General features: G+C 54.7%; 18 protein-coding genes, 1 rRNA gene and 1 riboswitch. Of the genes, 15 read left to right on the top strand and 4 right to left on the bottom strand.

Annotated elements, in window-relative coordinates; genetic code table 11:
• Positions 1 to 156 precede the first annotated feature (156 nt).
• The 7 genes from pgmB (at position 157) to KJS42_RS16950 (ending at position 8,109) form a co-directional block, all read left to right on the top strand.
• The gene (gene pgmB, locus KJS42_RS16980) at positions 157 to 801 is read left to right on the top strand and encodes a beta-phosphoglucomutase (RefSeq protein ID WP_213623557.1); all 645 of its coding nucleotides are present in this window, start codon (positions 157 to 159) and stop codon (positions 799 to 801) included.
• A 258-nt stretch (positions 802 to 1,059) separates the two neighbouring features.
• Positions 1,060 to 2,850, top strand: a complete 1,791-nt coding sequence (locus KJS42_RS16975; RefSeq protein ID WP_213623662.1) for a sensor histidine kinase — start codon at positions 1,060 to 1,062, stop codon at positions 2,848 to 2,850.
• A 20-nt stretch (positions 2,851 to 2,870) separates the two neighbouring features.
• On the top strand, positions 2,871 to 4,196 hold the full coding sequence (locus KJS42_RS16970; protein WP_213623556.1) for a response regulator transcription factor: 1,326 nt from the start codon (positions 2,871 to 2,873) through the stop codon (positions 4,194 to 4,196).
• A 104-nt stretch (positions 4,197 to 4,300) separates the two neighbouring features.
• Complete coding sequence (locus KJS42_RS16965; RefSeq protein WP_483311283.1) at positions 4,301 to 5,239, top strand: carbohydrate ABC transporter permease; 939 nt, start codon at positions 4,301 to 4,303, stop codon at positions 5,237 to 5,239.
• Between the two features lie 2 nt (positions 5,240 to 5,241).
• Positions 5,242 to 6,108: a carbohydrate ABC transporter permease gene (locus KJS42_RS16960; protein ID WP_155607209.1), complete on the top strand. Its 867-nt coding sequence runs from the start codon at positions 5,242 to 5,244 to the stop codon at positions 6,106 to 6,108.
• Positions 6,109 to 6,399: 291 nt separating this feature from the next.
• Entirely contained in the window at positions 6,400 to 7,866 is a 1,467-nt protein-coding gene (locus KJS42_RS16955; protein ID WP_155607208.1) for an ABC transporter substrate-binding protein, read from the top strand.
• Positions 7,867 to 7,926: 60 nt separating this feature from the next.
• Positions 7,927 to 8,109, top strand: coding sequence for a hypothetical protein (locus KJS42_RS16950; RefSeq protein WP_213623555.1), 183 nt, complete (start codon positions 7,927 to 7,929; stop codon positions 8,107 to 8,109).
• 191 nt (positions 8,110 to 8,300) lie between these two features.
• On the opposite strand, the gene KJS42_RS16945 is transcribed toward KJS42_RS16950, so the two are convergent.
• From KJS42_RS16945 to KJS42_RS16935, 3 genes are all read right to left on the bottom strand, one after another.
• Positions 8,301 to 9,272, bottom strand: coding sequence for a bile acid:sodium symporter family protein (locus KJS42_RS16945; protein WP_213623660.1), 972 nt, complete (start codon positions 9,270 to 9,272; stop codon positions 8,301 to 8,303).
• Between the two features lie 147 nt (positions 9,273 to 9,419).
• The gene (locus KJS42_RS16940) at positions 9,420 to 10,730 is read right to left on the bottom strand and encodes a glutamate-1-semialdehyde 2,1-aminomutase (RefSeq protein WP_213623554.1); all 1,311 of its coding nucleotides are present in this window, start codon (positions 10,728 to 10,730) and stop codon (positions 9,420 to 9,422) included.
• A 295-nt stretch (positions 10,731 to 11,025) separates the two neighbouring features.
• Positions 11,026 to 12,138 (bottom strand): LCP family protein, encoded by a 1,113-nt coding sequence (locus KJS42_RS16935; protein ID WP_213623553.1) that lies wholly within the window; start codon positions 12,136 to 12,138, stop codon positions 11,026 to 11,028.
• 130 nt (positions 12,139 to 12,268) lie between these two features.
• On the opposite strand from KJS42_RS16935, the gene bcp reads away from it, so the two are divergent.
• The 6 genes from bcp to guaA all read left to right on the top strand — a co-directional run bounded on the left by bcp (position 12,269) and on the right by guaA (position 20,623).
• On the top strand, positions 12,269 to 12,757 hold the full coding sequence (bcp, locus tag KJS42_RS16930; RefSeq protein WP_213623552.1) for a thioredoxin-dependent thiol peroxidase: 489 nt from the start codon (positions 12,269 to 12,271) through the stop codon (positions 12,755 to 12,757).
• A 179-nt stretch (positions 12,758 to 12,936) separates the two neighbouring features.
• The gene (locus tag KJS42_RS16925; RefSeq protein ID WP_213623551.1) at positions 12,937 to 14,301 is read left to right on the top strand and encodes a polysaccharide deacetylase family protein; all 1,365 of its coding nucleotides are present in this window, start codon (positions 12,937 to 12,939) and stop codon (positions 14,299 to 14,301) included.
• Positions 14,302 to 14,420: 119 nt separating this feature from the next.
• Positions 14,421 to 15,389, top strand: coding sequence for an AAA family ATPase (locus KJS42_RS16920; RefSeq protein ID WP_213623550.1), 969 nt, complete (start codon positions 14,421 to 14,423; stop codon positions 15,387 to 15,389).
• Positions 15,386 to 16,618 carry a DUF58 domain-containing protein gene (locus KJS42_RS16915; protein ID WP_213623549.1) on the top strand — a complete coding sequence of 411 codons (1,233 nt, stop codon included), beginning with the start codon at positions 15,386 to 15,388 and terminating at the stop codon, positions 16,616 to 16,618. The genes KJS42_RS16920 and KJS42_RS16915 overlap by 4 nt, the downstream gene beginning before the upstream one ends.
• A complete protein-coding gene (locus tag KJS42_RS16910) occupies positions 16,605 to 19,007 on the top strand; it encodes a DUF4129 domain-containing transglutaminase family protein (RefSeq protein ID WP_213623548.1) in 2,403 nt (800 codons plus the stop codon). The genes KJS42_RS16915 and KJS42_RS16910 overlap by 14 nt, the downstream gene beginning before the upstream one ends.
• A gap of 77 nt (positions 19,008 to 19,084) precedes the next feature.
• Positions 19,085 to 20,623, top strand: a complete 1,539-nt coding sequence (guaA, locus tag KJS42_RS16905) for a glutamine-hydrolyzing GMP synthase (RefSeq protein ID WP_213623547.1) — start codon at positions 19,085 to 19,087, stop codon at positions 20,621 to 20,623.
• Between the two features lie 71 nt (positions 20,624 to 20,694).
• Here the strand turns inward: guaA and KJS42_RS16900 are convergent, their stop codons facing one another.
• Positions 20,695 to 21,945 (bottom strand): stalk domain-containing protein, encoded by a 1,251-nt coding sequence (locus tag KJS42_RS16900; RefSeq protein ID WP_213623546.1) that lies wholly within the window; start codon positions 21,943 to 21,945, stop codon positions 20,695 to 20,697.
• Between the two features lie 199 nt (positions 21,946 to 22,144).
• A riboswitch (purine riboswitch) is annotated at positions 22,145 to 22,245 on the top strand.
• A 233-nt stretch (positions 22,246 to 22,478) separates the two neighbouring features.
• Between KJS42_RS16900 and KJS42_RS16895 the strand changes: the two genes are divergently transcribed.
• Both KJS42_RS16895 and KJS42_RS16890 read left to right on the top strand, forming a co-directional pair.
• Entirely contained in the window at positions 22,479 to 23,879 is a 1,401-nt protein-coding gene (locus tag KJS42_RS16895; RefSeq protein WP_155607198.1) for an NCS2 family permease, read from the top strand.
• 349 nt (positions 23,880 to 24,228) lie between these two features.
• Positions 24,229 to 24,448: ribosomal RNA gene (locus KJS42_RS16890) — 16S ribosomal RNA — on the top strand; the annotation flags it as partial.

The raw sequence follows: 24,448 nt of genomic DNA, 5'->3' as shown, positions 1-24,448 counted from the left end.
TTGGCTTAATGTATATGAAATTTCATGCTTAATTGGTTCATAGGGTGATGGAAGCCGAGAATCTGTATGAAATATCGAATAGAATTCGCCAATATTGTCGTTAGTAGCGAATAGTATTCGAAAAATCGAATACATTCATCGAAGGAGAATTCAAACATGCTGGAAACGATGAAAGGCGCGATCTTCGATCTTGACGGCGTGATCGTCGATACGGCCAAATACCACTATCTCGCCTGGCGGGCGCTCGCACGCCGTCTCGGTTTCGAATTTACCGAAGCCGACAATGAGCGGCTGAAAGGCGTTAGCCGCATGGAGTCGCTTCGCATCTTACTTGAGGTGGGCGGTGTGGAAGCGACGGAGGCAGAGCGCGAGCAAATGGCCGCGGACAAAAATGATGAATACGTCGATTCGATTTCCAAGCTGGAGCCTTCGGAAATTTTGCCGGGGGCGAAGGAATACTTGCTGCAGCTGCGTGAGCGCGGCGTGAAGATTGCCCTCGGATCGGCGAGCAAGAACGCCGCGTTCATCTTGGCCCGGCTTGGCATCGCGGAGCTGTTCGACGCGGTGATCGACGGCACCAAGGTGTCCAAGGCGAAGCCGGACCCCGAGGTGTTCCTCGCCGCCAGTGCGGCGTTGGCGTTGCCGCCGTCCGACTGCGTTGTGTTCGAGGACGCGGAGGCGGGCGTCCAGGCGGGCAAAGCCGCCGGCTGCCGCGTCGTGGGCATCGGCAGTCCGCACATTTTGGCAGCGGCTGACCTTGTTGTCAGCGGGCTGCATGAGCTGGTGCAATCGGCAAGATGACGACTCGCGCCAAATGGAATAAGGTCCCCCGGACGTTGACCGGGGGACCTTTTATTTTTTGCTGGCAAGATTCCCAAAATCCCCTACACTAAGAGGTAAGGCGCATGGGCCCAGACCTACGCGAGCGAGAATCGGAGAAATCGCCACGATCTTCGTAGGATCGCGCATCCTTGCCGATTTTGATTATTGCTATATTTGAATTGCCGGAGGTGCATTTCGTTGAAACCAGGCAACCGAACTAGAAACCCGTTCGCCAACATGAACGTCAAACAGCAAATGATTCTTCTGTTCGTCGTGATGGTGATTCCCTTATTTATCCTGAATGCCTACGGCAACTACAAAGCCGATCAGATCTTGAAGCGGAACGTCACCAATGCTTATATCGAGCTCAACAAACAGAACTTTCGGCTGATCACCCGGGACATTGAAGCGATCAACAAAGTAACGTCTACCGTGTTCCAGCATCCGTTGCTTCAGCAGCTGAATCCCAGTGGCGAAGGGACGGAAACCGTCCTGGAGCGGGTCAAAAATTACGAGAAGCTGGAGACGTTGCTGTTCAATTATTCCCAGGAAACCGACCAACGCGAGCCGCTGTATTATTCCCTTTACGTGTATGATCCGTCCAACGCGTATTTTTTTGCCCCCTATTATCCGGAGGCGCGGAAGGCGGGCGTCTATTTCTTTCTCGAACAGGAGAAGCCGGAGTGGTTTGAGGAAGCCGTCGCAAAAAAAGGAAACGGTTACCTACGCCTGATCGATCATTTGTCCCCACCTACGCAAGGGCAGCAAAACCAAAAAACGCTTGCGTATGTCCGGGCGATCAACAGCATTTACAAAAACGGCACGATCGGTGTGCTCGTCGTCTCCAACGTCGACGGCCGCATCGGCGAATCGTTGCAAACGGTCTCGATCCCAGAAGGGGAGCTGTATTTTACCGATTGGGGCAACCGCATCCTGACTTCAACGCCAGCGGAGACGCCGGCCGGGGCAATCCTGAATCTGCCGCCGGAGGCCGATCTGGGGGATTCCCTGATTGGAGTGAAGGACGTCATCACCGATGATTTTATTTATGTCATTAATTATAATTACGTCCTACAGCAGAAGCTTGTTTATAAAGTGCCTGTCAAGGCGCTGTTACAGCAACAAAACGAAATCAAACGAATCATCCAACTCATCTCTATCGCTTATTTTGCGGTGGGTCTAGTGCTGATTTTGTATTTCTGGCGGTCGCTCATGACCCCGATCCAGAAGCTGGTTTATTTCGTCCGCCGCTACGAGCCGGGCAACGTAGTGCCGGAGACGCCGCACCGCGATCGCAATGACGAGGTCAGCGTGTTGATCTCTACGATTTACGAGATGGCACGCCGGCTCAACGGGCTGATTCATTATAAATACCAAATGGACATTAAGCAGAAGGAAGCCCAACTGCAAATCCTGTACCAACAAATCAACCCGCATCTGCTGTACAACACGTTGGAAAGCATCTATTGGAAAAGCGCCATGGAGGGAAACAACGCCTCCGCAGAAATGATCAAGGAGCTGTCTAAGCTGATGAAGATCAGCCTCAGCCGCGGCCGGGAGTTGATCACGCTGGAGGAGGAGCTGGAGCACGCCTCCGCTTATATCAAGCTGCAGGAGCATCGGTACGAGTACGGATTCCGCGTGACCTGGGACGTGCCGGCCGAGTTGAATGCCACTGTCATTCCCAAAATCACGCTCCAGCCGCTCATTGAGAATGCCATCATTCATGGTGTTAAGCATATGGGGGAAGACGGCGAAATCGCCATCCGCGCCGAAGCGGACGATGCGCAGGGCCTAGTTCGCATAACAATAACCGACAATGGATATAAACCGGTTGATTTCGAGGCGATCGACAGGCTGCTTAATGACGAGACGCCAAGCCCGTCCTTCGGTTATGGGATCCGCAACATCCATCAACGGCTCCGGCTGCACTTTGGGGCGGAGTACGGCTTGAAGTACGCGGGGAGAGTTGAAGGCGGCACCGCAGTTACGATTACCTTGCCCCTCGCGGCCGACCGAAACGAATGACGAACAGGGGGAACAAGCACATGTATAACATTTTGGTCGTCGACGACGAACCGTTGATTTGTAAAGGATTATCCGGGCTATTGACCGCCTCGGGTCTTGATATCGGCCAGATCTACACTGCATATAACGGGCATGAAGCGCTGGATTACGTAAGGATGGAGGATATCGATTTGCTGGTCACCGACATCCAGATGGGGGAAATGAACGGGATCGAGCTGATGCAGCAGGCGAAGCTGATCAAGCCATGGGTGCAGACGATCATTATCTCGGCGCACGAAACGTTTCAATACGCGCAAATGGCAATCCGGCTAGGGGCCAAGGATTATTTGATCAAGCCGCTGAACAGCGAGCAGTTCCTCGATTCCGTGCGCAACGCGCTGCTGAAGATGGATAAGCCGATGCCGCAGGCCGAGGAGTGGTTGTCCGGGGGAGCAGAGCACTTCCGCATGGTGGAGCCGCTCCCGGAATCTGGCGATCGGCTGAGCCGCCTTTTGCGCGAACCCTCCGAAGGAGATCAAGAGCAGCAGACCGCCGAAGCCGAGCGGTTGGGGCTTACCGGTCCGTATTTTTCCGTGATCAAAATCAAACTGGTCATCCCCGCCGAGAAGGAGCCGTCGGCTGACCAGGACGAGGATACCCGCCTATTCCGCTACGCGGCGCTGAATATTGTCAACGAGCTGCTGCATCAGGAGTGGCGGGCGGCGTCTTTTTACACTCGGAGCCTGGAGATGGCCCTCATCCTGCAGTGGAACGAAGCGGAGTATGCCGAGCCGAACCTCAACAAAATCAACCAGCTCGAAATGCTAGGCCGCAGCCTGCACCATCATATTCACAAGTATCTTGGCTTGCTATGCACGGTTGGGATCAGTCAAATTCTCAAGGGCGCGGGGTTCTTGGATGCACTGAGCCGGCAGGCGGACAAAGCGATGTTGTGGGGTGGGGGACACGGGGATTACCATGTGTTTTATTACGGCGACTTCAACTGGCATAACTATACCCAGGACCCTTCCACTGAGGAGTTGACGACACAGAGCAACCGGATCGTGGAGAGTGCCAAGAAGTATATCGAGGAGAATTACCGGCAGAAAGGGTTAACGATCCATGAGGTGGCCCGTAGCAACCACGTCAGCCCCAATTATTTGAGTTACCTGTTCAAGAAAAATACCGGCTATAACCTTTGGGAATATGTCATCAAGCTGCGGATGGAGGAGAGCAAAGCGCTGATTCTGAACACGGACCTCCGTCGATACGAGATTGCCGAACGCGTGGGCTACGAGTCACCCGAGCATTTCAGCAAGATATTCAAGAAGTATTTCGGCGTCAGCCCCACGGAGCTGAAGAAATAACGATGAAGTAAGAACGACCATAGTTCACATAGTTTTAGACATGTTCGCCGGGGGACTCCCTTTTTACAATGGATAGAGACACTACGTAGAAAAGAGGGAGAAAGATGGGGGAACCCGTGATTTCACCGGGGAACATGCAGCAGGACACGGTTAGGGCGGACGTTATGCGGTCGCCGCGGCGGGGATCAAACTGGAAGAAGTACATGTGGGGTTATCTATTTCTGGTTCCGGCGATTGCCACATTTATCGTGTTCTTATGGGTCCCGATCATCAAAGGGATGGTTTACAGCTTTTATAATATCGATTTCGTCAAAGGCAACACGTTTGTCGGAATGGACAATTACGTGAAGGTGTTCAACAACCCCGACGTACTTCTGTCGGTTCGCAACACCTTGTATTATATGCTTCTTTGCTTGGTGATCGGCTTTTGGGTACCGATCGCCGCATCGATCGCGATTTCCGAACTTCGCTGGTTCCAGGGCTTCGCGCGCATTGCGGCGTACCTCCCGTTTGTCGTGCCGGGCGTCGTCCTATACGGGATGTGGCGCTGGATGTACGACCCGGTTGGGCCGATCAACGCATTGCTTGGATGGTTTGGGGCCGATCCGGTATCCTTCGTCTCCGACGGCAGGTGGTCGATGGTCTCGATCGTCTTTATGGAGACGTGGCAGCAGTTCGGTTCGGCGATGCTGATTTATTTGGCCGGGGTGCTGAGCATTCCGCGGGACTGGTATGAAGCGGCGGAAATCGATGGAGCCGGCGTCTGGGCCCGGATTAAATATATTACGCTGCCCTCGATGCGGAACTTGATCGTGCTGATGTTGATTCTACAGCTGATCGGCACTTCTCAGGCTTACCAATCGCAGCTGGCTTTGCTGGACGGCGGTCCAAACAAAGCAACGTTGACCTACGCGCTCTTGACGGTCAAATATGCCTTTACCCAGCTCGACTATGGGGCAGGGACTGCGCTGGGCGTCCTGATGTTCCTCGTGCTAAGCGTGCTTGGCGTGCTGCAATACAAGCTGAACAAGGAGGAGTACTGATTATGAAAGAAAGAGGCATCCTGTCGCCCTCCGATTTGCAGAAGCCGCTTAATAAAATCGTTTACGGATTTATGGTGTTGTGCATCGCGGTCATGGCTTTTACGATGTTATATCCAATCGCGATGACGATGTTCAACGGGCTCAAAAGCAATCAGGAGGTCAACTCGTTCCCGCCGCGGTTTTTGCCGCAGGAGTGGCATTGGGACAATTTTCCGAAAGCTTGGGGTTATATCGATCTGCCGATGTTTTTGAAAAATACCCTGCTGATCTTCGGCGGTAACCTGCTGATGACCATCCTGGTACTTGGCCTCGCCTCGTTCAGCATTTCGCGGATCCGCGTGCCGTACAGCCGGGCGATATACTTCTTCATTCTGCTCACGTTGTTTATTCCGGCCTCGAGCTACATGATCCCGAACTTCGTGAACCTGAAGGAGTTGGGGCTGTTGAACTCTTACTGGGCCTTCTGGTTGCCTGCCGGGGCAAATGCGTATTATTTCCTGCTGATGAAAAACTTCTTCGACGGCATCCATCCAGAAATCTTCGAGGCAGCCCGGATTGACGGGGCTTCGGAGTGGACCAGTTACTTGCGGATCGCGGTGCCGCTGTCGGTGCCGATCTTTGCGACGCTGGCGATCTTTATTTTCTCCACGGCCTGGAATGACTGGTTCTGGCCATCCCTGGTCATGCATACGGAAGACAAGTACACGCTGGCGACGGCGATTTACAAGTATGTGATTAACGCGCGGAATATGGACAGCAGCCTCAAGTTCAGCATTTTGTTCATGGTCATGATTCCGCCGATCTTCGTGTTCCTCGGGTTCCAGAAGTTTATCATGCGCAGCGTCAACTTGTCCGCGGTCAAAGGATAGGTAGTTCAAAAAGTAATCTTTCCATGACGAGGCAGATCATGAGGCAGATTCGACGTCGAATCTTGAATTCAGCCGGGCCTTCTGTTGCTCACGTAGGTCTGCCTACGCTCCGCTACTCAGGCCCTAGCTTCATCCAACCTTCTCGGTCCTGAAAACCTGACTTTTTGAACCTTCATTGTAACGATCGTAGGCCTGCACATGAAAGTCATAAGATCACACATCGATTGCGAAATCGTTCTCTTTTATGATGAACATGCAAGATAACCTAACTTTTAGAAAAGGGGAGTTTCAATGCGCAAGTTTTCAGCGGTGTTGATGTGCCTGATGCTGTTCGGCTCGTTGCTAGCGGCCTGCGGTGGAGGAAACAACAAGGAAGCCCAAAATAACGGCGGGAATGGCGGCGGGAATGTGGCGGCCACGGGCAACAACGGGGGAGGCAATGCCGAACCGGCTGCGGGAGAAGCCGATGACATCACGCAGCGCAAAGTTACGATCAAAATCCACTATCCGCTGCCGGACGAAACGACGCTCCGCCAGCAGGAGGACGATAAAATCGCTCGCTTTCAGGCCAAGTACCCGAACGTGACGATCGTGAAGGACGACTGGCAGTATAGCGTCAACGAAATCGGCGTGAAGATGGCGTCCAACGAAGCGCCAACCTTCTACAATACTTGGGCAACGGAAGCCCAGTTCCTGGTCGAACGCGGCTGGGTTGCCGACATCACGGAGCTGTGGAACAACTGGGAGTACAAGGACGAAATTAACCCGGTGCTGCAAAACCAATTTATCGTTGACGGCAAGGTGTACGGGATCACCCAAAACGGTTACGTCACTTCGACCGTAGTCAACAAGAAGCTGCTGGACGATAAAGGGATCGCTGCTCCAGCGTTCGACTGGACTTGGGATGACATGTACAACGTAGCCAAAGGCGTCGCCGATCCGAAGAAGGGCATTTCGGGGATCGCTCCGATGGGCAAAGGCAATGAAGCGGGCTGGAACTGGACCAACTTCCTGTTTGAAGCCGGCGGCGACATCGAAACGAATGAGAACGGCAAAGTGACCGCCGTCTTTAACTCCGAGGCCGGGGTGAAGGCGCTGGATTTCTACAAGAAGCTGAGATGGGAAGCCAACGCGATCCCGCAAGACTGGGCGCTGGGCTGGGGCGATGCCGTCAGCTCCTTCCAACAAGGCCGGACCGCGATGGTGATCGCCGGGGCGTTTGACGTCATTCAAGCGGCGCTGAACGAAGGCGGCATGAAGCCGGAGGACGTCATTGCTTACCCCATGCCTGCTGCAGAGAAGGGCGGCAAACATTATGGCGTTCTGGGCGGCAATTACCTCGTCATCAATCCAAATGCCACGAAGGACGAACAGGAAATGGCGTTCCGCTATATCACGTTTGACTACTTCACCGATGACGCTTTGAAATCGGTCGAAGACACGATCAATGCCCGTAAGGCTGAAGGCAAATACTACGTGCCGACGCCGCTGGAATATTTCAGCGAAGATTCCGACTACGCCGGCAAAGTGAAAGCCATTTACGACAAGTACGACAACGTGTACAAATACGATCCACAGTTGTTCAGCCTGCTGGAAGGTAAGCCGGAAGCGCAGTTCGGCACGCAGGACTACTACGCGACGATGTCGAACGTCGTGCAGGAATCGTTCTCGAAGAAGGGCACCGATTCCAAGAAACAGCTGGATGTCGCAGCGAAATACGTGCAGGAGAATTTCTTCGATAAAATTCAACCGCAATAAGCGGCAGGTTGCTAAGGAGCCTCCCCGGGCGGTCCGTTTGGACTGTGGGGAGGCTCTTTTTTGCGTCGAATGTGTCTGAAGGAGAGCGGTAAAGGTTGGGGTGCGGGAGAATGGAGAGTTGAGTTGCTCATTTGGCGCTGGAATAACATCAAAAGATGCGGCGGCGGGTGGGGAGTGGGAGCTAGAGCTGTGGACGGCGAAATCAACGCTAACGGAACGGAGAGACGTTATTTCTCATTTTAGGCGTGGTTCAATGCCTGTTTGGGCCAAATAGCGTCATCTGGTTCCGTTAGGCTGGGAAATGGTCGGGAAATGGACGAATAAGGTCATTTGGTTCCGTTAGAGGGGGAGAGGGGCGGAGTCAGCAGAGGCGGAATGAGTGTGGCCGCTGAGGCGAATGAACGCATGCTGCCGAGTTTCGATGGATTACACGATCACGCCGCCGCGGCCGTTTTGTCCTTTTGCTGGCGCGCGCGGGCTTGTCGGCCCAGCACCAGGCCAACGAGCGAGGCCATCATCTGCTGGAACACCATGCCCAGCACGACCGGGACGGCCACCGGAGCAGGGAAGTAGGTGACAGCCAGCACTGCGCCGGCGCTGATGTTGCGCATGCCGCCGTTGAAGACGAGTGCCACCTTGTCGGACTCGTTTAGGCCAATCAACCGGGACAAGCCGAAGCCAAGCACGTAACCGATCGCCGCGAGCGTAACGATGATGGCGGCGAGGCCCAGCAGCCGCGGGCTAAAGTCGGTTAGATAAGGAGCGACAACCGCACCGTTGATCGCCACGACGGCAGCCATGGCGAGCTTCGAGAACGGGTTCAACCAAGGCCCCCAGGAAGCGATGACCTTGCTTTTGCTCCATTGGTTTAACAGCATGCCAACCAGCGACGGGACGACGATCATCCAGAACAGGCTGGTCATCATCGCAGCGGCGTCGAGCTGCACACTTGCGCCGACTAGCAGCGACAGGATTCCGGGCACGACAAACGGCGCCAGCAGTGTATCGATCAGGATGATCGACAAGGTCAAGGCGATGTTGCCTTTGTAGATGCCGACCCACACAAAGCTGCTGACGCCAGTTGGAATTGCTGCAGCGAGAATGAAACCGGTAATCGTATAGAAATCCCCGGGGAACGCCACATGCCCCATCCCCATGGCGATCAGCGGCATGGCGAGATGGAGAATGAACAGGCAGAGCACCAGGGGAAGCGGTTTTTTGAGCACGTTCAAGAAATCCTTGAAGCTCAGGCTGATGCTCCCGGCAAAGGTCATGAAAGCAAACAGCCACGGAGACCAGGAGGTGTATGCGGCAAGTTGGCTCCCACTAAGAACGCCGATCAATATGCTGGCAGGCGTGATTAGTGGCATCAGTTTGTTTAGTTGTCGGTTGAGCGTTTGCAGCAAATTCATCGTCAGGTCATCCTTTGGATTATAAGCTTCTTGTAGTATAGAACGTTCGCGGAGAATCGTAAATGGGACGGAGCCGGGATAGCACTTGAACGAAAAAAAAAGTCTGCCTGATCGTAACCGAACCAGGCAGACTTAGTAGGTTTAGCGGGCAATTTCCTTAAACGAAGCCTCGGCAGCCTCCAAGGTGAAGTTGATGTCGGCATCCGTGTGCGCCGTCGTCAGGAACCAGGCTTCGTATTTCGACGGAGCGAGGTTGACGCCGCGACGGAGCATGGCGCGGAAGAAGGCGGCGAACGCTTCGCCGTCCGTGTCTTGCGCCTCGTCGTAATTCGTGACCGGGTGGTCGCAGAAGTGCGTGGAGAACGAGCCGCGAATCCGGTTGATCGTCAGCGGCACTCCAAGACGGCGGGCCGACTCGGACAGGCCGTCGGTCAATTTTACGGCGAGACGGTCCATCTCGTCGTAAACCCCGGCACCCTGCAGCACTTCGAGGCAGGCGATACCGGCGGAGATGGAAGCCGGGTTGCCCGCCATCGTCCCAGCCTGATAGGCCGGGCCCAGCGGCGCCACCTGTTCCATGATCTCTTTGCTGCCGCCGTACGCGCCGATCGGCAACCCGCCGCCGATGATTTTGCCGAGGGCGGTCAGGTCCGGCCGGATCGCTTCGTGATTTGAGAGGCCGGCGTACGTTTGCGCCGAGCCGTAGTGGAAGCGGAAGGCCGTAATGACCTCGTCGTAGATGACGAGGGCGCCATACTGCCGTGCGAGCCGGCAGAGCTCTTCCAAGAACCCGGGCTTCGGCATCACCATGCCGAAGTTCCCAACGATGGGCTCGACCATGACCGCGGCGACGTCGTCGCCCCACCTGTCGAGCGCCTCTTTCAGCGCCGTAGCATCGTTAAACGGCACGGTGATCACCTCGTGTGCGATGCTGGTCGGAATGCCGGCGCTGTCGGGGATGCCCAACGTGGACGGGCCGGAGCCGGCGGCCACGAGCACGAGATCGGAATGGCCGTGGTAACACCCGGCAAATTTGATGATCTTGTTGCGTTTCGTATACGCGCGCGCAACGCGGATCGTGGTCATGACCGCTTCCGTGCCGGAGTTGACGAAGCGCACCTTGTCCATCGAAGGGATCGCTTCCTTCAGCATGACGGCCAAGCGGATCTCCAGCTCCGTTGGCGTGCCGTATAACGTACCGTTCGCCGCCGCCTCTTGGATGGCCTTCGTGATGTGCGGATGGGCATGTCCGGTGATGATCGGGCCGTAGGCGGCCAAATAATCGACGTATTTGTTCCCGTCCACGTCCCAGAAATACGCGCCCTCGGCTTTTTTCATAAAAACAGGCGCCCCGCCGCCAACCGCCTTGAAAGAGCGGGAGGGGCTGTTGACGCCACCTACAATATGCTGCAATGCTTCTTCGTACAATCGTTCGGATTGCGATCGGTTCATATTTCTATACTTCCTTTCTGGTTGAAGAACTGGAGAGAACTAGTTTGACAGATGCATCGGTGATCCAACTGCAAAAGTACATTTGATTTACCTGAAAACCGGCGTTTTCGTGCGATCAGCTGCAATAGTGCATCTCAATTAGCGGGATAGGTCCCCAAAAGTGACTTTTAAGAGGAAATGAACTGCACTTTTACATCCGGCGAGCCCATAAGAGCGGTTTTCACCAAAATGAACTGCACTTTTACATCTCGTTGCAATTGGTGGTGCGATTAGCGCGCCTTTAGAGGCGCCAGCCTCAAGGGCTGGCCGCCTCCAGATTCGCGTCGCTCCCGGCGTTCGCTCCCGTCCGGCTAGAGCCGCTTCCACCATCACCGGCATCGCCGCTGCTGTCGTTGCTCCCCGTTCCGCCGGGCTCGCTGCCGCTTTCGGCCCCGTCGCCGGTGCCCGTTTCTTCGCTCTTATTAAATACGTCCTGCACGTATTGCTTCAATTCATCTTCGCTTCGGACGCCCAGCACGGACGAACCGCCAACGCTTTTCTCGACCAGCAGGTCCATCGGCGGAATTTGCTCGCTGGCGGACATCTGCGCGTCATACCCGACGGTGGCCAGCTTCCACATATCTTGAACCGACAGATTCGTGTCGATGTAAGGATTGATTTTCTCTAAAATCGAAGGTAATTTCATGATCGAGGTCGTCGATTTCAGCTTATCCGCTACGGCCTTCAGGAAATTGCGCTGCCGCTCGGTCCGGGTGTAATCGGAGAGGGCGTCGTGTCGGAAGCGGACGTATTGCAGCGCGGTTTTGCCGTCGAGGTGCTGCTGTCCTTTTTTCAAATCGATGTCGTATTCATGGTTATCCGCTTTGCTGGTGTAGTGCATATCTTTTTCCACGTAAAAATCCACCCCGCCGACCGCATCCACCAGCTCGATGAATCCTTGGAAGTCGGTATACACATAATATTGAATCGGGATGCCCAGCAGGTCGGAGACCGCCTGCATGGCCGTATTCGGACCATGGGTGATCGCCGTATTGATCCGATCCGAGCCGTGCTCCGGAATTTCCGTATACGTGTCGCGCAGAATCGAGAAGAGGTAACCCTTCTTGCTCACCGGGTCTAGGGATGCGACCAGCATCGTATCGGAGCGGGGGATTTCCCCCTTCTTCAAACCGCGCGCATCCACGCCCATCAACAGGATGTTCACGCGTTCTGTGCCTTCCCATTTCGGCGGTTCCGGCACTTTCGTCTCGGTTGGCTGCACGTTATAGAAAGGAGACTGCTCTCCTTCTTTTTGAAAATTGTCCACTTGGTTGTAGATGGCGGTAAAATAGTAAGCCGCAAAGGCGGCCAGGACGACGACCACTCCGATCACCGACCAGAGAATCGCCCGTTTTGTGCGTTTCGTCATTGGGTTCGTTCCTTTCAGATCGTACGATAAATTCGGTTTCTATTATAGATATACTACATATCTTTACATTATAATTTTTTTTGTAAATACAATCAATTTCAGGGTTGGAGAGGCCCGAGGAGGAGTTCACATGTCGGAACAACCGCAGGAAGTGCAAATCGGCAAGCCCGTTCCGGACTTTCGGTTACCCGCAGACAGCGGGGAGGAAATTTCGCTATCGCAATTTCGCGGCCGCAAGGTCGTTCTTTATTTTTATCCCAAAGATTCAACCCCGGCTTGCACCCAGGAGGCTTGCGATTTTCGCGACCTCGCCCAGGCGTACGGGGAGTATGGAGCCGTGGTGCTTGGAATCAGCGGGGATACGGTAAAATCCCACGGAAGGTTCGTCCAGAAGCAGGGGCTAAATTTTCCGCTTCTATCGGACGAGTCCCATGAAGTGTGTGGGTTATTTGGCGTGTGGCAGCTAAAAAAAATGTACGGTCGCGAATTCGAGGGCATCGTTCGTTCCACGTTCCTCATCGACGAGGAGGGCAAGCTTCTCCGCGAATGGCGCGGTGTCAGAGTGAAAGGGCACGCCGAGCAAGTATTAGAGGCGCTTCGGGAGACGAATAAGATGTAAGTCGGGGGCTAGGGTTATGCGCCAGGTCACCCCTTTTGTCAAGCGACAAGGGGTGATTTTTTTATGCCTTTGGCAGCGAATCCGGAAGTCTATTTGCGTTTCTACCTTCATACAATCTACCAGATAGGCCATGGATTCATAGAAAAGAATTTGATCCTAGCTGCGGAGGTAGAAGGTCGATGAAACAAAGAAGAATTTCCGGACTTATGCTGGTTCGTATGATGCTGCTTACACTGGTGCTGATCGCTGCGATTGGCGCCCCGCTGGGCTTTCAGCCGCAAGGCTTGCCCGAGGTGAAAGCCCATGCCATGAAGGAACAAGCCGCGGTGGGATCCGCGACCCATAAAGTGAATCTCGCTACACCCCAGAAGGTGCAAACTGTAAATCATTCAGCCGTTGGCACGGCCGCGATACCGGCGGCTTTGGCGTCGGCTAAACCGAAGAAGAAAGTCGAGACGTCTCAGGAAGCAAAGAAGAAAACGCAAGGCAAGACGGTGTACCTAACCTTTGATGATGGGCCAAGCCCGCATACGGATCAGGTGCTTGAGATTTTGCGGCAGAAGAAGGTCACCGGCACCTTCTTCGTGCTTGGTCAGCAGGCCAAACGCTACCCTGAGGTGATCCGGCGTATCGTCGACGCCGGTCACGCGTTGGGAAATCACACGTATAATCACGACTATGATGCGCTGTACGACAGCTTTGGCCATTTCTGGAAGCAGGTCAAGGCAACGGAGGAGGTGCTGCGGGAGATCACGGGAACCCGTACGCCGCTGGTACGTGCGCCGGGCGGGACGTACGGGCATTTTGACAAAACGTACTTTAGCTTGTTGGAACAAGGCGGGTATAAGGTTTTCGACTGGAATGTGGACAGCGGTGATTCTAAACGCAAAGGCGTTCCGGCGGACGAAATCGTAAGCAACGTTAAGAATGAGAAGCCCCAGGACCAGGTGATCGTATTGATGCATGATGGAGGGGGACATGAAGAAACCGTCAAGGCGTTGCCGGAAATTATCCATTACTATAAAAAACTAGGTTATGAGTTTTCAACATTGTCCGCGGAGCAGAAGCCCGTTCAATTCACGCTGGATCGGGGGATTGGCAAGAAAAACCGCCCTGCACCTTCAGCCGAATGGGTAGCGTCCAATGTGGCTCCCAATGCGGCTTTGTTTGAACCGGAGCTGCCGTTGACGGTGGAAGCGGGCAGTGTGCAAATGCGCCTGAATGCCGGGGAATATGAAATGCTAGACGGCCAGTATCTGGCACCTGTTCGCACGGTGATGGAGCGCCTTGGCGCCGAAGTCTATTGGAGCGAGGCGACGCAAAGTGCCTTTATCGAATGGGGGGAGGCCTCCGTCATCGCCGATACGCGACGCGGGGTGCTGACCGCCGAACGCAAGGATGGATCGGTCGTCGAATGGGAAGTGAGGTTTGACCGCAAAGCGCAGGCGTTATGGATTCCGTTGCGTCCGCTGCTGGAAGCATTGAACCATCCGATCGTCGAGGCGGTTTCGACCGCAACCGAACGGCGGGTTTCGGCACTCTAGCAAGAGCTGGTCGCGAGCTGGACGTATCCTTTCTCTCTTCCATGTCTATTTTCGCTAGTTTCTGGGGAAACTGGTTGATAGATTACGGCCATGGTTTAGAAATGGAGGGGGAAGTCACGATGAATCACGATCAAGCGCAGGCGCTGTTGGAGCAGCTTGTTCACAAAGTGGATCGGGTGATTGTAGGGAAAAAGAAGGAGATCGAGCTCGCGGTGGTGGCGATGCTGAGCGGTGGTCATATTCTGCTAGAGGATGTACCCGGAGTGGGCAAAACGATGTTGGTTCGCACGTTGGCGGCCTGCATCGGCGGTTCGTTTGGCCGCATCCAATTTACGTCGGACCTGTTGCCTTCCGATGTGACCGGCGTAACGGTATACCATGCGCAAAGCGGTCAGTTCGAGTTTCGACCCGGACCGGTGTTTGCGAACGTCGTGCTGGCCGATGAGATCAACCGGGCGGCTCCGCGAACGCAATCCGCGTTATTGGAAGCGATGGAAGAACGGAAAGTGACGATTGACGGAGTTACGCGGGCATTGCCGAAGCCGTTTCTGTTGCTGGCTACGCAAAATCCGCTCGAATACGAGGGGACCTATCGCCTGCCGGAGGCACAGTTGGACCGTTTCCTCATGCGGCTTACGCTGGGGTATCCCCAGCCGGAACAGGAGGTAGAGATGCTCAGCCGGATGCAGGATCCGCCAAATCCCGCTGAGTTGAAGCCGGTATTGCTTCCAGAGGAAATGGCCGTGATGCAGCGTCTGGTGCGGGGCGTCCTGGTAGACGATGTCATCAAGCGCTATATGGTTGGAGCCGCGGACGTTTCACGGCGTCATCCGCAAATTGCGCTGGGCTTAAGTCCGCGCGCGACGCTCGCCTGGATGGGCGCTGCACAGGCGATGGCGTACTTCAAGGGGCGGACGTTCGTCACGCCGGACGATGTGAAGGCCGTTGCACCCGCCGTGCTAACGCACCGGATCGTGCTCCGGACCGAAGCCAAGCTCGCCGGCATCGATGGAGTGCAGGCGCTGGCGAGTGTGCTGTCTAAGGTCCATGTGCCGATTTTCGCACGGGCATCGGGGAGTTCGTCATGAAGAATGCGGGATGGGGATGGCCGGTAGCGATCGTGTTCTTGGGAACTTTGGGGGGCTGGTATGCATGGCGAGGCGGGGCATCAGCCTTGTTCTTATTGGTGTTGGCTGGCTTTGTCATGTTGCAAGGCGCGCTGGTGCAAGCGCTAGGCCCAAAGCGCTTTAAGGTCGAGCGTGCCTGGCAGCCGGAGTTCCCGGTTGCCGGTGAACCGGTCACTATCACGTTGAAGGTTCGCTGCGAAGGAGGGCTACCGCCCATCTGGTTGCAGGTTGAGGATGAGCTGGCTGGGGCCGCTGCTGGACAAGGAACGAACCGCCCGGGGGTCCGGGGCGGTAGTTTGTTTTTCGCCGGATTCCGTCGGGATTATCGGGCTATGTATACGATTCAAGGCTTGCCTCGGGGGGTCTACAAGGATATGCCCATACGGTTGAGTTGGGGCGATTCCTTCGGTTGGTTTAAACGCAGCCGTGGCACCGCTGCAGCCGAGGTGATGGTTATTCATCCCGCGCCCCTGGCGGCGGATCCGCCGGAAGCAGAGGAGCGGGGCGAGCAAGAGGGCGGCGGGGCTTGGCAGCCCCAACTGGTCATGTCTTCCCCGGCGCCTGGCCGTTTGAGGCCTTATGCACCGGGAGATCCGCTGCGCCGAATTCATTGGAAATACTCCGCAAAAAAGGGAGAGTTGCTCTCCCGCATCCCTGAGGAACAAGGCGTGATGCCGAGGTATTTGCTGTTGAGCGCGCAGCAAGGGGAATACGCGAACCCCGCGGGCTTTGAGCTGGCGATCTCAGCTGCCGCAACTTGGCTGCGTCGTGAGGCCGGCGATTCGGGCGCTGGTGAGCTCAGGTTCAGCCACGGAGCGATGGCCGGCCCCTGCCGGGTCACCGGTCGCGAGGGCATGATGAGCGGCCTGGAACAGCTCGCCGGTCTTCGACGGGGGGACGGCCTATCTGCAGGAGGACTGCTCCGCCGGGATTGGTCCGAGGTGCTATCCCAAGGGCAAAGCCTCACGGTCATCACGGGTAGGCTTACGACTGAATTGGCCGGAGACTTGCTGCATTTGGCTGAGCTTGGGGTGACCGCGGAGGTTTGGTGTGCCGGCGGTCTCGGCGGATCGGGTCAACCGATCCAACTGGCGGGTCGGCTACGGGAGCGGGGCGTCATGGTAGTAGATCTCACGCTGTATCGAACGAAGTCCCGGCAGAAGGAGGCGAGTGAGCATGTCAGCGCCTAAACATGTAGTGCTCACGGCCGGAGGGACCTTAGCGGCGTCGATTCCTTCTCGGCGAGGCAGCCATCCTGCGCCTTCGGCCTTCCTGCGGATCCTGATCACGCTGCTGCTCTTCGGATTGTTCGGGGAATGGTTGTATCCCTTGCACGCGATGATGCCGGATAGGCAAACGGAGCTCATTCCGCTGTTCTTTATTCTCACCGGGGCATTGCTGCTGTTCGGTTGCCTGCGTCTTCCGTCCGGACTATTTGCACCGTTACCGCCGATGCTGATCGCCGGAGCCATGCTGTATCTCTTCGGACGGGAAGAAGGGGTATCCTGGTTTAGCGGTTACGCGCAAACGATCGCTGCCGATCTGGACGAGTTTTTGAGCACGGGAAGACTTTACGCCATCAGTATGGAGACGCGGGCGCTGCTGTTATTGATCGGCTGGACACTGCTGGTCGTATCCGTACAAATGCTGGCGCTCTCGCGCCAAAGCATTTTGTTATTCTTGTCAGCTACTGTGATTTATTTGTTGGTACTCGAGGCAACCGTGGGCCTGGAATTGTATTTAGGTGTCATCCGCACGGCGGCGCTGGGTCTGGCGCTGCAAGCGGCGGCGTTCCATCGCGGCGAGTCCGGGGCGAGCCGGGGAACCGGGAGCGTTGCCGGCGGGGGCGTCGTGCTCGTTTGCGTTGCCGGCGCGGCGCTGCTCAGCTCGTTGCTGCCGCTGCAGCCGGTGCGGGCGATCTCTTGGGAGCAGGTCGCCCGCAGCTTGTCGGACTGGAGCGGTGCCGAGCTGACCGGACAGCCGGGCGGTGCCGCGGCGGTCAGCGTATCCGGCTACGGCCGAGACGACTCCAAGCTGGGCGCGCCGCTGCGCCTGCGCCATGACCCGTATTTTACGGCGTTGTCGCCGTACAATACGTACTGGCGCGGCGAAAGCAAAAGCGTGTACACCGGCCGGGGATGGATTCAACCGGCCGGAGAAGGCTCGCCCACGATCGCCGGGACGGAGCGCTCCGGTGACCTCGCGGGCGATATGGCCTTGGGCGCTGCCGCTGCTGCCGTCGCCAGCGTCGACACCGGCCGGGAGCTGATCCGCCAAACGGTGACGTTTGAAGCGCCGTTGACAGGGCGGGTGGCCCTGCTGTCGGGCGGGCTTCCGGTCCAGGCGGAACGGATCATCGCCGGAGACCAGAGTCAGTCGGTGCAGTTGGAGCCTCGGTTTGACGCCTGGGCGGATGCCTTCATCGTCGATTATGCCGCCTCGTCGGAGCAGATTTACGGCTATGAGCTGACCTCTTCGGTGCCGACAGCGTCCACAGACGAGCTTCGCCAAGAGGAGGGGCCGGACCCGCTGGAGGTCCGGGACCGCTTTCTGCAATTGCCGGAGGCTCTGCCGGAGCGGGTGCGGAAGCTTGGCGAACAGCTTGTCGCCGGAGAAAGCAGCCGCTATGATGCGGCAGCCGCCGTCGAGAGTTACTTAAAGCATCGTTACGCTTATAGCTTGGATTCCCATCAGCCGCCGGAAGGGGCCGATTTCGTTGACCGCTTTTTGTTCGTCGACCGCATCGGCTATTGCGATCACTTCTCGACGGCGATGGTCATCTTGCTTCGCAGCGGCGGGGTCCCGGCCCGTTGGGTCAAGGGTTTCGCTCCGGGCGAGCCTGGGTCATCTGCCGCTACGACAGCTGCCGAAGCGGATAACAGAGTGGCACCTGCATCCACCGTTGGCGGCACCGATTCCGTTGAACTGCATCGGTATACCGTGACGTATGCTGATGCGCATTCATGGGTGGAGGTGTATTTTCCCGAGACCGGTTGGGTTGCCTTCGATCCGACGCCAGGGTTCGGCGCGTCCATGGCTTTAAGCGTCAACACTTTATCGGATCATGGGCTAAGTGGCGCAGATACCGAAGCGACTTTTCCGCTGTTAGCCAAAGCAACCGAGGTGGCCAAGCTCCTGCAGCCGAAACTTACCGATCTAGCCGCAAAACAGTTCGCCGCAATGAATCTGAAGCTGCGCTTGTTCGATTGGACCGTCCTGGCGCTGGGTGCCGGTTTCGTATTGCTGGTGGCGAGGGAAGTGAAGCAACGCAGACACTTGCTTCCGCTTGCCTTTGGACGCCTGCGTCTGCGAAATGCCTTTCCTGGACGCCGTGAACTGTTGGCTTCGGCGGATCGGGTGTGGCGCGAGCTGGCAATCGTCTACGGACCTAAACCTGCGTCTATGACAGCCCGGGAATACCTCCAATCCGCGCTTCTCGCGGATAAATCTCAAGCCGAGTCGACTGAGCAGTTCGTGCGGACCTGGGAGATGATCTACTACGGGGGATTGCGGCCAGAGCGAAAGGAAAGCATGAAGTTCCTGGAACAATGCCGGAATTTGGCCTTTCGTCGCCGCTGAAGTTGGCACCGGGCTTCCTTGACGACCTCTTTTGTCGTTTCGTATAATAGGTGTCATAATTTGAGGGAGGCTCGGTCATGAATAAGCCAAATGAAATGATTGTGGTCCTTGATTTCGGAGGACAATACAATCAGTTAATTGCAAGAAGGATCCGCGACTTAGGCGTGTATAGCGAACTAATGCCGTTTAATACGCCGGTGGAACGCCTGCGGGAAATCGCGCCGAAAGGAATCGTGTTTTCGGGCGGACCATCCAGTGTTTACGCGGAGGATGCCCCGCACATCGACCCGGCCGTGTACGATATCGGCGTGCCGATTTTTGGCATCTGTTATGGCATGCAGTTAATGGCGCACCAGCTTGGAGGCAAGGTGGAACGCGCAGCGAAACGCGAGTACGGCAAGGCAGATGTCGATTTTGCGGAACATTCGGCATTAACCCGCGGGCTCGATGCGAAACAGACGGTTTGGATGAGCCATGGGGATCACGTGACCCAGCTTCCGGACGGCTTCGTGGTTGATGCTTCAACGGAGCATGCACCGATCGCCGGGTTCGCCAACCCGAACCGCAACATGTACGGCGTGCAATTCCATCCGGAGGTTCGTCATTCCGTGCACGGTAACGAGATGATCCGTAACTTCCTTTACGAGATCTGCGGCTGTGAAGGCAACTGGAGCATGGAGACGTTTATCGAGGATGCCATGCGCGATATCCGCGACAAGGTTGGAGACGGCAAGGTACTGTGCGCGTTGAGCGGCGGCGTTGACTCCTCGGTTGTAGCGATGCTGATTCATAAAGCCATCGGCGACCAACTGACCTGCATGTTCATCGACCATGGTCTGCTGCGTAAGGGGGAAGCGGAGAGCGTGATGGAGACCTTCGTTGGCAAGTTCGACATGAAGGTCGTCAAGATCGATGCGCGCGAACGTTTCCTTACGAAGCTGGCCGGCGTTGACGATCCGGAACGGAAGCGGAAAATCATCGGCAACGAATTCATTTACGTCTTTGACGAAGAGTCGGCTAAATTCGATGACTTCAAATTTCTGGCTCAAGGGACGTTGTATACGGACATTGTCGAGAGCGGAACCGCGACGGCCCAAACGATCAAATCGCACCACAATGTGGGCGGGCTGCCGGAGGACATGAAATTCAAGCTGATCGAGCCGTTGAATACGCTGTTCAAAGACGAAGTGCGCAAGGTCGGCGAAGAGTTGGGATTGCCTCGGGAAATCGTATGGAGACAACCGTTCCCGGGACCGGGACTCGCCATTCGCGTTTTGGGCGAAGTGACCGAAGAGAAATTGAAGATCGTTCGGGATTCTGATTACATCCTGCGCGATGAGATCGCCAAAGCCGGACTGGATCGTGAGATCTGGCAGTACTTTACGGCGCTGCCGAACATGCGCAGCGTAGGAGTTATGGGCGATGCCCGTACCTACTCTTACACGGTAGGCATTCGCGCCGTAACGTCCATCGACGGCATGACCGCCGACTGGGCTCGTATCCCTTGGGACGTGCTGGAGAAGATCTCCGTGCGTATCGTTAACGAGGTTGAGAACGTGAACCGCGTTGTTTACGACATTACGTCGAAACCGCCGGCGACGATCGAATGGGAATAGGTTGAAAAATAACGAATGCTCTCTTTTATTTGCCTGAACCGGCATCTAAAAGAGAGCATTTTTTTGTCGGGTTATTTTTGAACAGAGGTCTCGATATTCAGGGTCGTTTTTTTGCTGTCCCAGCTCATTTTGGCCCCCAGCAGCACGGGAAGATCACGTGCCCAGATGTAGGTCGTCCCCGAAAAGGTATAGAAATGCTGCACAGCCTTCCCTTTTAGGGTTGGTGCTTTTTTATCATTGTCGTACTTGACTTCAATCCCCAGCAAGTTGCTGACCGATCGCAGCGGAACGTAAGTGGCACCGTCAAAAATCCGTCCCGGTTCGGCGGTTTTTCCGTTTACTTTGATTTGGACGACTGCCGCCTTCGCAAACAATCGCTCATCTGGGATACGGGTGACGTAGACGACTTCCTTTACAATTAACTCAGGTGCCCCCTTCGGGTATACCTGGACCTCGTGCTTGCCTGTCACATTTCCGAAAGTAGCGGTAACCTCCGCTTTTCCTAACGCGACCGCTTGGATATTTCCGTATATGGGTGACGTAATAACCTGCTGATCGGTCGTGTCCCATGAAGTAAATTCCGTGATATAGGACGTGTCTCCATTATTGAAAATAGCCAGCGCGTTTAGCTCCGTGCCGCTGTTCAAGCTTACGTTGAAAGGATCAGAAGTGGGCGGGAGAGTGCCACGAACAATCTCAATTTGTTTAGGAATGCCGACATAAACGTTCGCGGACGTTGACCCAAACGCTTTAATGGAATTTCCTGCGGCATCCTTTAACACCGTTTCTTGAGCAAGAACATGGATCGAAGTATTCTGAGTCGGAGCTTCCTTGTTCACCGTAAGGTAAAATGAAATAAAGGCTTCATCCTTCTCGGAGTCGATGTACTTGTTATTTAGGGCGGAGATCGACAAAATCACTTCTTGTCTGCCATCCGCAGGATCTAGATCGACTGGATAGGGAGCTTCAATGAGATAATCTTTAGTCTCGTACGTTTTGGATGGGATAACATAAGTATCGGCTCTCCATATGTATTTTCCGAGAGTCTCATCAAAGCGTATTTTACCCTCGGTATTAAACGCTTTTTCGTCATAGCTTAAGGCAAGCACCGCTGACCGGAGCTTTTGGTTTTCATGCGTGAGATTGGAAAGCTTGACGTTGACCATCACGCTGCTGCCGGGAATCAGGGAGGTCTCTCTCGTTGCAACCTCAATGGACACCTGATTCGAGCCGGCTGCAGAAGCTATGCCGGTTATGCCGACAAGCGACAAAAGCAGGACGTAAGCCAGCAGAGTTCGCGTCGTCTTTCTTAATAGATTCATAAAACAACCCCCATACCAGAATATAACAGGTATATCGGTTATTTTTGATAACGATGTAAATTTTCACGATTTCTTCAAATGGCGAACAATACAAGCTCGATCTTTATCGAATATTCGTTTTTTCTGTTGACAATTTGGAGGCCTCGGCCTAGAATAAGTGATGTGATAAGCCTTCGTCATGAGGCTTGTCAGGAGATCGACAAAACAACATAGTCCTTTTCGTATAATTCCGGGGATGGGCCCGGAAGTCTCTACGAGGTCACCGTAAATGATCTGGCTACGAAAAGAAGAAGCGTATTCTTGGTGCAGGTTAGGCGAGGCTTTCGGGATCACCCGAACTAGATTGCCAGCTTGCTTCCTTCTCTGAAGCCCGTTGGCTTTCAGAATGATTGCGTTTCTTCTGGACGTACGGTAACCCGAGGGATGTCACCTCGGGCTTTTTGTCGTTTTCCGAAGGGAATTCAATAAAGTAGTGCGGAAACGCCGGCTTTTTGAACCTTGATTGTCATATACTAAGGGGGAGTAATTTTATCATGGATCGGTTTTTTAAACTGAAACAGAACGGTTCGACAGTGCGTACGGAGATTATGGCGGGCCTGACTACGTTTATGGCGATGGCCTACATCCTTACGGTCAACCCTAACACGCTGACGGCTTTTGGTCAGATCGACATGGGGTGGTATTCTGTTTTCTTGGCGACGGCGCTTTCCGCCGGGATTTTCACGATCGCCATGGGCCTGTTCATTAACTTTCCTGTAGCGCTTGCGCCGGGCATGGGTCTTAATGCATATTTTGCTTCCGTTATTCTTTCGTCGGCAACGACGGATCACCCGTTTACTTGGGAAATGGGCTTGACCGCCGTATTCATTTCGGGTTTGATCTTTATCCTGTTAACCTTAACTAAAGTTCGTCAAATGTTGCTTGACGCCGTTCCGGATTCGCTGAAGCATGCGATTACGGTCGGGATCGGGTTGTTCATTACGATCATTGGTTTGAAAAACAGCGGACTGATGACAATCGGCGTCGAAGCCGGCAGTGATATTGCGGCGCACACGTTTACGGATGTTCTTTCCTTTGAAACAGTCATCCACTTGGGTAGCCTGGAAAATACCGACGTACAGCTCGCTTTGATCGGTTTATTGCTCATCGGTATTCTGATGGTCCTCCAGGTTCGAGGTGCGATTCTGCTCGGGATTCTGGGAACCACGATCGTCGCTTTGCTGATGGGCGTTGTGGATTTCGGTACTCTGTCAGATCCGCAAACGCCTTGGGTTCCGGACTTCACGCAAATTAATTTCGCGCGGTTTGACTGGGAGGGTATTCTGCACACGGGGATTATTTCCGCCATTGCGACATTTACTTTCGTGGAATTGTTTGATACTTTCGGCACTTTGGTAGGCACGGCTTCCCGTGCAGGTATCATGAAAAATCCGGAAGAAGGCAAAAAACGTGTCGGCAAAGCCATGCTAGTTGACGCAGCGGCTGTTACCGGCGGTGCTTTGCTGGGGACTTCGACAACGACCGCATACGTCGAAAGCGCGGCGGGCGTAGCTGAAGGCGGACGTACCGGCCTTACCGCCGTTACGACGGGTGTTTGCTTCTTGGCGGCACTGTTCTTGGCTCCAATCGCGGCTTTGATTCCAGGTTCCGCTACGGCGGCGGCCTTGATCATCGTCGGCGTACTGATGGTTCAATCGATCAAGGAGATTGATTTTACCGATATGGTCGTGGCAATTCCGGCATTCTTGACTGTAACGATGATGCCTTTCACCTATAATATTGCGAACGGGATTTCGTTCGGGATCGTGTTTTATGTGGTGCTGGCTTGCGCAGCCAATCTGCTCGGCAAGAAAAAATACAGCATTCACTGGTTGATGTGGGTATTGTTCGTCCTCATTATTCTTCGTTACATTTTCCTTGGCAGCCAAGGATAAGTACGAAACAAAGGCCTCTCAAGCCTGCAGTCCCTTTAGGGAATGCAGGCTTCTTTTTTATATAGTAGATACTCGAATCCGGATGACGATTTCCAAGTATTGTATTTGTGTTTGTTCTCGAGGTTTGGTATATTATAAAAGTCGCTCGCAGCGATAGGCATTTACGAAAATTAAACGAACTTGATTCAAAAAAAAAGTTCTTGCTTTTGAGTGGATGTCTTGATATAATATAAGAGTTGTCGCTGATAAGACGATAACGAAAGTTGATCTTTGAAAACTGAACAACGAGTGAGTAATACAATGAGATTTTAAATCTCGTCAGTTTGTTTCAATGAGCAAGTCAAACACTTTATTGGAGAGTTTGATCCTGGCTCAGGACGAACGCTGGCGGCGTGCCTAATACATGCAAGTCGAGCGGAGTTAATCAGGAGCTTGCTCCTGATTAACTTAGCGGCGGACGGGTGAGTAACACGTAGGCAACCTGCCCGTAAGACTGGGATAACTACCGGAAACGGTAGCTAATACCGGATACGCAAGTTCCTCGCATGGGGAGCTTGGGAAAGGCGGAG

It is taken from the genome of Paenibacillus sp. J53TS2, from assembly GCF_018403305.1.
Classification (GTDB): Bacteria; Bacillota; Bacilli; order Paenibacillales; family Paenibacillaceae; genus Fontibacillus; species Fontibacillus rhizolycopersici.
The sequence above is the reverse complement of the archived record's forward strand: the minus strand, read 5'-3'. Positions and strand labels throughout refer to the sequence as shown.

Bases quoted from the DNA above. Each gene is read 5' to 3' on its own strand.
- KJS42_RS16910 (WP_213623548.1), top strand. From the start codon at position 16,605: ATGTCAGCGCCTAAACATGTAGTGCTCACGGCCGGAGGGACCTTAGCG.
- KJS42_RS16920 (WP_213623550.1), top strand. From the start codon at position 14,421: ATGAATCACGATCAAGCGCAGGCGCTGTTGGAGCAGCTTGTTCACAAA.
- KJS42_RS16900 (WP_213623546.1), bottom strand. From the start codon at position 21,945: ATGAATCTATTAAGAAAGACGACGCGAACTCTGCTGGCTTACGTCCTG.
- KJS42_RS16970 (WP_213623556.1), top strand. From the start codon at position 2,871: ATGTATAACATTTTGGTCGTCGACGACGAACCGTTGATTTGTAAAGGA.
- KJS42_RS16975 (WP_213623662.1), top strand. From the start codon at position 1,060: ATGAACGTCAAACAGCAAATGATTCTTCTGTTCGTCGTGATGGTGATT.
- KJS42_RS16915 (WP_213623549.1), top strand. From the start codon at position 15,386: ATGAAGAATGCGGGATGGGGATGGCCGGTAGCGATCGTGTTCTTGGGA.
- guaA (WP_213623547.1), top strand. From the start codon at position 19,085: ATGAATAAGCCAAATGAAATGATTGTGGTCCTTGATTTCGGAGGACAA.
- KJS42_RS16965 (WP_483311283.1), top strand. From the start codon at position 4,301: ATGGGGGAACCCGTGATTTCACCGGGGAACATGCAGCAGGACACGGTT.
- pgmB (WP_213623557.1), top strand. From the start codon at position 157: ATGCTGGAAACGATGAAAGGCGCGATCTTCGATCTTGACGGCGTGATC.
- KJS42_RS16955 (WP_155607208.1), top strand. From the start codon at position 6,400: ATGCGCAAGTTTTCAGCGGTGTTGATGTGCCTGATGCTGTTCGGCTCG.
- KJS42_RS16960 (WP_155607209.1), top strand. From the start codon at position 5,242: ATGAAAGAAAGAGGCATCCTGTCGCCCTCCGATTTGCAGAAGCCGCTT.
- KJS42_RS16940 (WP_213623554.1), bottom strand. From the start codon at position 10,730: ATGAACCGATCGCAATCCGAACGATTGTACGAAGAAGCATTGCAGCAT.
- KJS42_RS16935 (WP_213623553.1), bottom strand. From the start codon at position 12,138: ATGACGAAACGCACAAAACGGGCGATTCTCTGGTCGGTGATCGGAGTG.
- bcp (WP_213623552.1), top strand. From the start codon at position 12,269: ATGTCGGAACAACCGCAGGAAGTGCAAATCGGCAAGCCCGTTCCGGAC.
- KJS42_RS16925 (WP_213623551.1), top strand. From the start codon at position 12,937: ATGAAACAAAGAAGAATTTCCGGACTTATGCTGGTTCGTATGATGCTG.
- KJS42_RS16895 (WP_155607198.1), top strand. From the start codon at position 22,479: ATGGATCGGTTTTTTAAACTGAAACAGAACGGTTCGACAGTGCGTACG.